The organism is Enterovibrio gelatinilyticus (assembly GCF_028683095.1).
In the GTDB taxonomy this organism is placed as follows: domain Bacteria; phylum Pseudomonadota; class Gammaproteobacteria; order Enterobacterales; family Vibrionaceae; genus Enterovibrio; species Enterovibrio gelatinilyticus.
Map to the genome: position 1 here is coordinate 51,339 of NZ_JAJUBC010000004.1, position 11,419 is coordinate 62,757.

The window sequence follows — 11,419 nt, forward strand, 5'->3', positions numbered from 1 at the left end:
TGGCCTCCACTAGCCTGATTCACTCCAACGCATCGCAATCATCGCTAATAGTTGGGCAATTCCAAATTCGACAACGAGACATTGCATCTATTTTGGGTACAATGCGCCTATCGGCATTTGGAATTGACTTATGAGTAAGAAAACCCCGATCTCAGACGATGATTTTTCATTGTTCCGCGATGCGGTGAAAGGCGTTAAAAAACTGCAGCAGGATACCATAAACCCGCCAAGACGCCAGACAGTGGAACAAACGAGAAAAAAGCGGACTGAATCGACCGCACGAGACCACGCTTTCTATTTTTCAGATGAGTTTGAACCCTTGCTGAAAGAAGACGGCCCAACGCAATATGCGCGTACGGGTGTGTCCAAGTATGAAGTGAAGCGCTTGCGTCGGGGCGTTTATGTGCCAGATATGTTTCTGGACCTTCACGGTATGACGCAAATGGAAGCCAAGCGTGAATTGGGCGCCTTAATCGCAGAATGCATCAAAGAGAATGTAAGCTGTGCTTGCGTCATGCATGGTATTGGCAAGCATATATTGAAGCAGAAAACCCCACTGTGGCTTGCGCAGCACCCAGACGTACTCGCTTTTCACCAAGCTCCGCTGGAATTTGGCGGCGCGGGCTCTCTGTTAGTGCTTATCGAAATACCAGAAAAGTAGCTACTCCCATGCAACCCGAAGATGCTGGGTATAATAGTGCGTAGCCTACCGCATACAAAAAACGCCCTACGGGGCGTTTTTATTGGAATCAACTGACTGGTCATTGAATTAACCAGCAACTCGAGACAACAGCGTACTTAAGCGTAACCCATCAATTGTGCGGGGCTTTTTAGCCAAAGCACTTCACTCTTCTCGCTGATAGGATCAAACTCGATGCAAGACACAGAAGATGTTGGGAACATTGGCGCTTGATTATCCGCATCAAACTCAGCAGTGAGATAGCCAACAAGTGGTAAGTGAGAAACCAACAAAACACTGGAAGGCTTCTCAACAGCAATCAACGCACGCAGGTATGACGCGACGTGCTCACTGTCACCATAAGGGGTAATCCCCTCATCAGTCAGTACTTTCTTCGCCGTTGGCATCACGGTTTGACACGCAGCCCATGTTTGTTGAGCGCGTAAATACGGGCTTACGAGCACCAAATCCAGATTTCCATCCGGCAATTGCTGCGATAGCCAACGCGCCATTTCAACTGACTGTTGTTCGCCACGATCATTCAGCGGTCTTTCTTCATCGCTAGCGGCAAATGTCAGTGCCTCACCGTGACGCATAATATAAATTTGCATATCATTACTGCTGATTTCTTAAATTCCAGATAATGCTACCAGTCTATTGTTGATTCTGGAACGATAAAGCGCACAGATGTTTGCCTCAATTTACTTACGTAGTCATAATTAAGACCTTGCCACTACCAGTGAAGGTGCTTTGTGCAAATAAGTCCGAACGATCACCGCGCCTATCGACAGATTACGCTCGATAACGGTCTACGAGTTTTACTGATCGAAGATGCGCATGCACCTCGCAGTGCCGCCGCACTCACTGTGAACGTGGGTCACTTCTGTGACCCTGTCGAGCGAGAAGGGTTAGCTCACTTTCTCGAACACATGTTGTTTTTGGGTACAGAGCAATACCCTAAAGTGGGCGAATTCCAATCCTTCACTAGCCGTCATGGCGGCAGCAACAATGCGTGGACAGGCACAGAGAACACCACTTATTTCTTTGATATTCAACACGATTACTTTGAAGAAGCCCTAGACAGATTTGGGCAGTTTTTTTCTGCACCGTTATTTAACGCCGAAGCCGTGGATAAAGAGCGCAATGCAGTCGACTCAGAATATCGATTGAAACTTCAAGATGATGTTCGCCGTATCTATCAAGTTCAAAAAGAAACTATTAACCCCAAACATCCGTTCTCTAAGTTTTCTGTCGGCAGTACTGAAACACTTGCAGACCGCAAAGGCAGTTCGATTCGAGATGAGCTTATTGCCTTTTATCGCAGCCATTACAGTGCCAACCTCATGGCCGCATCAATCACAGGGCCGTTCACGCTAGACTCTCTTGAGATGCTGGCACACGATGCATTCGAGCAGATCCCGGATCATAAGTTACCTCCGATGATTCCGGATGTTCCCTTTGTTGATACCGCACAAGAGCAGCAATTTATTACCATCGAACCACTCAAAGATGTTCGTAAACTGACGCTCGCCTTTTCAATGCCAGCCACCGACCAGCACTATCGCGTTAAGCCTCTGTCTTACATTGCCAATTTACTTGGTTACGAAGGTACAGGCAGTGTGATGTCGTTACTCAAAAAGAAAGGTCTTATTAATAACCTATCGGCGGGTGGTGGGATTAGCGGTTCTAATTTTCGTGAATTCACCATCAGTGTCAGTCTGACTGAAGCTGGCCTTGATCAGATTGATGACATCGTTGCCTACCTTTTCCAAGCCATCCGCCTTGTGCGTGAACACGGTCTTGATGAATGGCGATATAAAGAAAAACGTGCCGTACAAGAAAAAGCGTTTCGCTACCAAGAGCCTTCTCGCCCACTCGATACCGTGAGCCATATGGTGCTCAATATTCAGCACTATGAAGCCGAAGATGTGCTTTATGGCGACTATGTGATGTCTGGGTATGACGAAACATTGATTCGTGAGATGTTGAGTTATTTAACGCCAGCGCACATGCGGTTGACCTTGATTGCCAAAGGCGGCGACTACGACAAACAAGCTAAGTGGTACGACACACCTTATCGGGTCGTGCCCTTTACCACGTCGCAACGAGAGAAATGGAACGTCACAGAAATCTCTCAGGAATTGGCACTACCCGGCCCAAATCCATTTATTAGTTACGAACTCGACCCAGCACAATTGGCATCACCGACCACGACCTTACCGGAGAAAATCCAAGAGTTACCCGGCTTTTGTCTGTGGCATCTGCAAGACACCGATTTTCGTGTACCCAAAGGCGTGGTGTATATCGCCATTGATAGCCCTCATGCTGTCGAGTCTGTCGATAACATCGTCAAAACACGCGTCAGTGTAGAGATGCTTCTCGAGGCCATCAATGAAGCCGCCTACCCTGCTGAAGTTGCTGGTCTCAGCTATAACCTTTATGCCCACCAAGGTGGTGTGACATTAAAGCTGAGTGGCTTCAATGAAAAGCTCCCGATTTTACTCGATTTGGTATTGGAGAAATTTGCCAATCGTGATTTCGACCCCGAACGTTTTGACATCATAAAAACGCAACTCTTACGCAGTTGGAAAAACGCCACACAGAACAAGCCTATCAGCCGTTTGTATAACGCAATGACCGGTATCCTTCAGCCTAACAATCCGCCGTATGAAGCATTGATTGAGGCACTAGAGCCGTTGACAGTAAATTGTCTTCCTGACTTTGTTCATGCCGTGATGTCAGAATTGCATGTCGAAATGTTTGTTTATGGCAATTGGCAAAAACATCAAACATTCGAATTGGCAGAGAAGGTTAAAGACGCATTAAGAGTTCATAATCAGCGCTATCAAGAGTCGATACGCCCACTGGTTTTGCTAAAGGATGCAGGAAACGCTTCCTACCATTTAGATTGTAACAATCAAGATTCTGCCGTATTGGTTTACTACCAAAGCGAAGGGACAACAGCACAAGACGCAGCACTGTTTACCTTCGCTCATCACTTGATGTCTGCGATTTTTTTCAATGAACTGCGCACAAAACAGCAATTGGGTTACATGGTAGGCTCCGGCAATATGCCGCTCAATCGTCACCCTGGGTTAGTCTTCTACGTCCAGTCCCCCCTTGCTGGCCCAACTAAACTCATTGAAGCAATTGACGATTTTCTCAATGCATTCTTTTTGGTGCTTCTAGAACTCAACGAAGCGCAATGGAACGCAAGCAAAGAAGGACTCATTGCTCAGATAGAAGAACCCGATGCCAATTTACGCGCCCGAGGACAACGACTTTGGGTCAGCATTGGTAACAAAGACCACAGATTTGAACAGCGCCAGAATGTGGCTGAAGCCATCAAAGGCATGGCACGAGCAGATATGGTGAAGTTTGTCGTCGAAAAACTAAAGCCTCGCACAGCCGATCGGCTCATCATGCACAGTTGCGGTGGTGCTCACCCAGACCAATGCAACCCCGAGAACACACGAGAGATCGATTCGATAGACCTGTTCCGCCAAGGGCGACTAGAGAAAGGGTAAAAAAAATCCCCGACCTTGTACCAAGGCGGGGATTCTTATTGGATGGCATGGCTCACTTATCCAATGTCATCTCCAATGTCATCAGATTCAATGAATTTAAAAGAAACGTTTATCTTCCAAAGCCATTGCTTTTAACAACTCACACGGCGCAAACCGCTCACCATATTTGGCTTCATGCTCATCCAGTAATTCAACAAGACGTTTGATGCCAATGTGGTCCATGTAATGAAAAGGGCCCCCAAGGAATGGCGGAAAACCAATGCCAAATATCGCGCCAATATCGCCGTCACGTGCCGATTTAACCACGCCTTCATCTAAGCAACGAGCCGCTTCGTTCAGCATCATCAACACACAACGCATTGACAACTCATGGGCCGAAAGCTGACTTTTAAGCTCGACACCCAACAAGCCATAAACTCGCTTGTCGACTTGCTTTTTCTTGCCATCATAAACGAAGAAACCTTTGCCACTTTTACGTCCTTTGCGACCATCATTCAGCATCACATCAAACACGTCCGGCGCACGGAATCTCTCACCCAACTCATTCAGTAAGATAGGGCTGATCTTAGCGCCAATATCGATACCGACCTCATCGAGCAAGGTCACGGGGCCAACAGGAAAACCGAAATCAAGCAGCGCAGTATCAATATGTTCTACAGATTCGCCCGCTAATAACGTCATCGCAGCTTCATTCATGTACGGTGCAAGAATACGATTTACATAGAAGCCCGCTTTGTCAGCGACCACAATCGGCGTTTTTCCCTGCTTTTTCGCCAACTTCACCACGGTTGCGACGGCTTTTTCTGATGTACCCGCATGTGGAATTACTTCCACCAACGGCATCTTGTCAACAGGGCTAAAGTAATGCAGACCAACAACATTTTCAGGACGCTTTGAACCTGCTGCGATTTGGTGAATCGGCAACGATGATGTATTGGTAGCAAACAGCGTCGTGTCACTGAGTGCCCCTTCTACTTCAGCGATCATTTTGTGCTTAAGATCTAAATCTTCAAACACGGCTTCAACCACAACATTACAGCGATCCATGCCGCTGTAATCGGTGGTTCCGCTGATCCGAGCCATCTGAGATTGAAGATCTGCTTTGGAAATAATGCGACGTTTACGCTTTTTATCAAGCAGCTTGTAGCTGTAATTCATCGCGTTGAGCAAACCATCATTGCTCACGTCTTTGATGCGAACAGGCAAGTTAGCTTTCGTGGCTGACACGTTTGCGATACCCGCTCCCATTAGCCCTCCGCCTAAAACAGCTACGCCTGTCACCGGATCAGGTTCTGCATCTGCTCCGGTTTCTTTTTTCATGGCGGTGGTCGCGAAAAAAATACTACGCAGTGATGCCGATTCATTGGTCATCACTAGCTCGCCAAAGCGTTTGGCTTCAAGCGCCAACCCCTTCTCGACACCTTTGTCTAAACCATGCTTGATCACTTCAAGAATGGCCTCCGTGGCGGGGTAGTTACCGCGGGTTTTTTCTCGTGTTTTTTTGGCAGCCTGATCAAACACAACCGAGCGCCCTAATGCATTGCCGCCCATCGCCCAGTTTTGCCAGCTGTTCTTGCGCTTCAGTTTACTTTTCAACGCCAACTCTTCAGCCACTCGAAGCAATACCGATTGCGGCACGACATCATCAACCACGCCCAATTTCTTGGCTTTTTTCGCACGAAGTTGTTTGCCCGTAAGGATCAAATCGAGCGCACCCGCCACGCCAACCAGACGAGGTAGACGTTGCGTACCGCCCGATCCCGGAAGTAGACCCAATTGTACTTCTGGCAAACCTAGGCGAGTTTTATCATCGTCAGTGGCTATTCGGCTGTGACATGCCAGCGCCAATTCAAGGCCGCCACCCAAGCAAGGCCCATGAATTGCGGCAACCACATGAAACGGCAGTTTCTCGATACGTGAGAAAAGTTTTTGTCCTTGCTCTGCAATCGCTTGTGCGTCTTCTGCTGTTTCACAAGCATCCAGCATGCGAACGTCAGCACCAGCCACAAAGTTATCGGGCTTGGCGGAATACATCACCAAGCCTTTGATACTGCTATTGCCCTCAAGCTCAGTCAAAATCGCACTAATTTCGTCAACAAATGTGGCTTGTAGTGTGTTCATGGTTTCACCAGGAACATCAATACTCAACCAAGCAACGCCGTTGTCACCGTGGCTCAGTGAGAATGCATTTGGGGTCATTGATTCACTCATTATTCGGCCTCCAAGATCATTGCCGCACCCAGTCCACCCGCAGCACATGCGGTATTCAAGGCTAAACCACCACCGCGACGACGCAGTTCATTCAATGTTTGCGTGATCATTCGTGCGCCTGTTGCAGCAAATGGATGCCCATAGGCCAAAGAGCCGCCAAGTACATTGAATTTGTCCATATCAATCTCGCCGATGGCCTGATCACGTCCCAGTTTTTGCTGAGCAAAAGATTTAGAGCCAAACATTTTCACGTTCGCCAATGCCTGAGCTGCAAACGCTTCGTGCATGTCAATCAAGGCCAAATCAGCGAGGGTAATACCTGCACGATCTAACGCCATTGGCGTTGCATACGATGGCCCCATCAGCATGTCATGTTCAACTTGAATTGCCGCAAAAGCGTAAGAGCGAATGTACCCTAATGGCACGAGCCCCAATTCTTTCGCTCGTCCTTCTCGCATTAACATCACAGCGGCAGCGCCGTCGGTAAGTGGTGTACTGTTTGCGGCAGTAACAGAGCCATGCTTGCGATCAAACGCTGGACGTAACTTGGCGTAAGTCTCTACGCTTGAGTCTTCGCGGATGTTGTTATCTTTATCAATCCACGCTCGATAAGGCTCAGGGAAGGCTGTCATCACTTCATCGCGTACCAAACCATCAGCCCATGCTTTTGCCGCCAAACTATGTGAACGGTGAGCAAGCGCATCTTGATCTGCTCGGCTAATCTGGTGGCTCTTCGCCATCTGCTCGGCTGTCTGCCCCATACTCAACCCGGTAGAGTACTCAGCAACGGCAGGCGGCACAGGCGCAAGGTCTTTCAGAGACAGCTTACTTAATAATTTAAGGCGTTTGCTCAGCGTTTTCGCCTTGCTGAGAGCAAGCAAGGTTGCAGCCATTTTTTTCGATACGCCAATTGGAAGAACAGAAGAAGAGTCCGCACCACCCGCGATGCCAATATCGACAGTGCCAGACATGATGCTTTCGGTGACATTAACCACTGACTGGAAGCTAGTCGCACAGGCTCGGCTCACACTGTAGGCATCGGTATGAATGTTCATGCCCGTACCTAGCACGATTTCTCGTGCAATGTTTGGCGCTTCTGGCATTTGCACCACCTGACCAAACACAAGCTGGTCAATCAGCTTGGGATCAATCGCGGTACGATTTAGCATTTCACTAACAACCATTTTGCCAAGATCGACGGCGGGCACATCAGCATATGCGGTAGATTGTCGTGCAAACGGGGTACGAAGACCCGCCACAACAGCGATACGTTCTCCCTGACGGGTCGTCAGGTTCTGGGGAGAGTTCATTGCCGCTCCTTGCTAGCATTAGAGGTCAGACCAGAAGAGTGTAACCAATTTGTTATCAGATTAAAACGGGCGTTTAATAAAATCCGCGTGACAAATATAGACAGGGGCGACAATTTTGCGAGAAAAATGATGCCTTAGCCGCGAAAACTCTCTCTTGTCGGGGTCTCGACAAGTGCAATTTGAGAAAAAGGGATACGATAAACACCTTGCTTAATCAAGAAATTAAGCAAAAAAAAACCACACCTAATCAGGTGTGGCAACGTATGTGGAAAGCAATCACGTATGAAAATCAATTAACGTAAAGCCAATTGCAAATCAGGTCTAAGACCTGAGGAGAAAGTAAAGTCAGCCTTCAAAAAAGGAAGTTTGTCATCTTGCTCAACACAGTCACACGCAGCCAAGGTTCGGTAAACCAACGAAACCTACAACGTGCTCCCAGATGACAGTGCCTACTATACTCATTGGAAACAGACGCTTTTTGAAGCAGATCAATTTTATGTTTGATTCTTCATCAACTCTTGTGTGGACACTAGGTGAAAAAAAGCTCGACCATTATGCGCAACGATCTCCATACGACCGCCGTGGAGATTATTGGCTTAATAGTGAGATATGAGGAACCTTGAGTTTTTCAAAATCTAAGAAGACGAAGTCACGAGGTAACATGTGTATCTACCCGTAAAACAGAGACTTTCAGGGAAAGTGAAATGGTTTTGAAAATTTTTGGGAATAAATCGTCAACATCCAAGGTCTCTATTGATATGGAAAAACAAAGACGATACGAAGCGCTCGTGAGAGCTTGGCACCGAGATCTATATCGCTACGCATATTGGTTGACGAAAGACCAGCATGTAGCAGAAGATCTTGTTCAGGAGACATGTCTTCGTGCTTGGCGATCGCTCGATAGCCTTCAAGATGATAACGCTGCGAAAGCATGGTTGATCACCATACTACGCCGAGAAAACGCCCGTCGGTTTGAGCGTAAACAGCTTGAACTGGTGGATATTGATGACCACCAAGTGCCAGACAATACGCAGCCCAGTGAAGAAGCATCTGTGGAGCAACAATGGCTTCACAAGCAAATAATGCGCTTGTCACCCGAGTACCGTGAGCCTCTTGTTTTACAGGTCATGGCGGGGTTTAGTGGCGAAGAAATCGCTGAGATCATGGATCTCAATAAAAATACAGTAATGACACGTTTGTTCAGAGCGAGAAACCAATTGAAAGAGTTCATGGACAGTCAAAACGATACGCAACGAGGAGCGCAGAATGGACGAGCTTGAATTTCGCCGCCGCCTTCTTGCTGATCCTCAAGATCAAGACCCTGAAGTATCGGCGGCAAAAACGGATTCACCTGCCAACCAAAAATTGGCAGCAGAACTTGAGAATTTAGATGCGTTGATTGATCAAGCGCTACGCGTTGATGTGCCTGACGACTTAGTCGATAAGGTACTGTTTAAGCAAAGCAGTGATGTGATCCGAGAGAATCGTAAGCCCAAGTTCCATCTAGCCATCGCCGCCTCCATCGCGTTTGTGTTTGGGGTTATGCTAGGTCAATTCAATTGGCAAACGCTCCCGATTTCGCCAATACAGCAGAACTTAGGTCAGATTGCGCTGCAACATTATTACAATGAGGCACCGTTTGCCCTAAAAGCCAATGAAGGGGCAAGCATTCGACAGGTGAATGCCAAACTGTCTCCATTGGGAGAAAGCTTTAGTGGTAGTTTGCCTGGCACGGTGTCGTACCTAAATCACTGTAGTTTTGATAGCAAACATGCTGTCCATATGGTTTTGAAAGACGAAAACGGCAATGACTTCACGGTATTTGTGGTTCCTCAGCAAACACCAGAAATGGAAACTTATAGCGATGGCAACATGGAAGCCATTTCACTGCCAACCAACAACAGCAGTGTGATTGTTGTCGGTAAAGAAGGCGCTGATATTCTCCCTATTGCTGAGCAAATAAAGCTTCATTTGAACCAAAAAGCCTAAACACACACTCTATTACATTTAAAAAGGGAGCCTTCAGCTCCCTTTTTGTTTTCCATAAAGAACAACAACCTGCACGCAGATACTACGGTTAAAGAACAGTGTCCTGTAACTGGTCAGATTTCCAAATAACAACCTTCGCAATAGAATCCGCGCAGCTTATATAAAAAGCACAAAACTATAAAACTACTATAAATTTCATTGGATTAATTTCACCATGAATAAGAAGCGTCTGTTTATCCGTTCAGCAGTGGCAATTGCTGTAGCGGCAAGTTCTACGTCAGCTCTCGCAGCTGGTTTCCAGTTAAATGCGCAATCGGCAACAGGCATTGGCCGTGCGTTTGCTGGCGATGCTGTTATCGCGGATAACGCATCTGTCATGGCGCGTAACCCCGCTGCAATGGCTCTGTTTGATGAGAAAGCCTTCTCTATCGGCTTTGAAAGCATCACGACACAAATTGAAGTCAAAGACGCAGAATACTGTGGCACAGTGTGTAACTTGACCCCAGAGCAGTTCAGAAACCCAACATCAGTGGAAAATACTGATGACGTTGGTGGAACATCTATCGCCCCTAACGTTCACTTTATTCTGCCAATCAACGAAAAATTCGCGGTAGGTTTCAACGCGTATTCGAACTTTGGCACAAAGACTGAATTTTCAGGCGACTATGCAGCAACTGAGTACGGCGGCCTAACAGATGTTAAGAGCTTCAATTTTGGCGTTGCGGGTTCTTATCGCCTGAATGACCAATGGAGCTTTGGTGCTGGCTTAGACATCATTTATGGTGAAGGCACCATGAAACGTACTGCTGGCGACCAGGTATTGGGCATTAAAGGTCAAGACTTGCTAAACGTTGATGGCGCGACTGGCACAGCAATTGGCTTCAACGTCGGCACAGTTTTTGAGCTAAATGAAAACAACCGTTTTGGTTTGTCATATCGTTACAGCCCTGAATTTGAAGCCAAAGATGACAAAGGCCAGAAAATAACGCTACCACTTCCTGATATTGCAGAGTTTTCTGGCTTCCACAAGATCGAAGACACCAAATTCGCAGTCCACTATAGCGTACAGTACATCGGCTGGGGCGCATTCGACCAAATCAAGTTTGACAACCTTCAAGATTCTGTCTTGACGGGTTCGTATAACAAGCCTTATGAATGGCAAGATGGTTGGCACTATGCCATTGGCGGTACTTACTACCTAAATAACGATTGGACTCTGCGTGCTGGCTACATGTACGACACTAGCGCACAAGATCAGAAAACCTCTATTTCAGTACCAGACTCAGATCGCCAGTGGCTATCATCAGGCGTTACCTATCATATTGATCAAAAATCAACCATTGACTTTGGTATCACCTATTTGATGGGTAAAGAAGTATCTGTCACTGAAAGCACTCCATCTCCAGTTGGCAACTTCAATCTTTCGTCTGTGACTGCGACAACTCAAGCGAATGCAATCCTAATGGGCTTGCAGTACAGCCGCAGCTTCTAAGCTGATTAGATATACAAGTGAAAGGGGAGCTTTGCTCCCCTTTTTGTTCGCTGATATTTATCTCTCACTCGCACCTCCTACAGATTTTGTCGATTTTTCAGCGCACACCAGTACGCTATACCAACCATTTCACTATACACGTGTTCGCCCAAATTCAGCGTACATGTGTTCCAAACCAACAAATCGTTAGATAATATCTCCACCAAACAAA

The 11,419-nt window shown here is 47.0% G+C and carries 8 protein-coding genes; 5 read left to right on the forward strand and 3 right to left on the reverse strand.

Translation table 11 applies throughout. The features are described from left to right. Positions 1-130: 130 nt before the first annotated feature. Positions 131-661 carry an endonuclease SmrB gene (smrB, locus tag LRP50_RS04625; protein WP_274163327.1) on the forward strand — a complete coding sequence of 177 codons (531 nt, stop codon included), beginning with the start codon at positions 131-133 and terminating at the stop codon, positions 659-661. Between the two features lie 137 nt (positions 662-798). On the opposite strand, the gene sixA is transcribed toward smrB, so the two are convergent. After that, complete coding sequence (gene sixA, locus LRP50_RS04630; protein WP_274163328.1) at positions 799-1,290, reverse strand: phosphohistidine phosphatase SixA; 492 nt, start codon at positions 1,288-1,290, stop codon at positions 799-801. A 141-nt stretch (positions 1,291-1,431) separates the two neighbouring features. Between sixA and LRP50_RS04635 the strand changes: the two genes are divergently transcribed. Further along, positions 1,432-4,206: an insulinase family protein gene (locus LRP50_RS04635; protein WP_274163329.1), complete on the forward strand. Its 2,775-nt coding sequence runs from the start codon at positions 1,432-1,434 to the stop codon at positions 4,204-4,206. A gap of 96 nt (positions 4,207-4,302) precedes the next feature. Here the strand turns inward: LRP50_RS04635 and fadJ are convergent, their stop codons facing one another. Both fadJ and fadI read right to left on the reverse strand, forming a co-directional pair. Then, the gene (gene fadJ, locus LRP50_RS04640) at positions 4,303-6,417 is read right to left on the reverse strand and encodes a fatty acid oxidation complex subunit alpha FadJ (RefSeq protein WP_274163330.1); all 2,115 of its coding nucleotides are present in this window, start codon (positions 6,415-6,417) and stop codon (positions 4,303-4,305) included. Continuing rightward, positions 6,417-7,727 (reverse strand): acetyl-CoA C-acyltransferase FadI, encoded by a 1,311-nt coding sequence (gene fadI / locus LRP50_RS04645; protein ID WP_274163331.1) that lies wholly within the window; start codon positions 7,725-7,727, stop codon positions 6,417-6,419. Before fadI ends, fadJ begins: the two co-directional genes overlap by 1 nt. Positions 7,728-8,431: 704 nt before the next feature. On the opposite strand from fadI, the gene LRP50_RS04650 reads away from it, so the two are divergent. The 3 genes from LRP50_RS04650 (at position 8,432) to LRP50_RS04660 (ending at position 11,208) form a co-directional block, all read left to right on the forward strand. Further along, positions 8,432-9,007 (forward strand): sigma-70 family RNA polymerase sigma factor, encoded by a 576-nt coding sequence (locus LRP50_RS04650; protein WP_028024816.1) that lies wholly within the window; start codon positions 8,432-8,434, stop codon positions 9,005-9,007. Further along, entirely contained in the window at positions 8,994-9,716 is a 723-nt protein-coding gene (locus LRP50_RS04655) for a DUF3379 family protein (protein ID WP_274163332.1), read from the forward strand. The genes LRP50_RS04650 and LRP50_RS04655 overlap by 14 nt, the downstream gene beginning before the upstream one ends. Positions 9,717-9,930: 214 nt before the next feature. Continuing rightward, positions 9,931-11,208, forward strand: a complete 1,278-nt coding sequence (locus LRP50_RS04660) for an outer membrane protein transport protein (RefSeq protein ID WP_274163333.1) — start codon at positions 9,931-9,933, stop codon at positions 11,206-11,208. Positions 11,209-11,419: the final 211 nt, after the last annotated feature.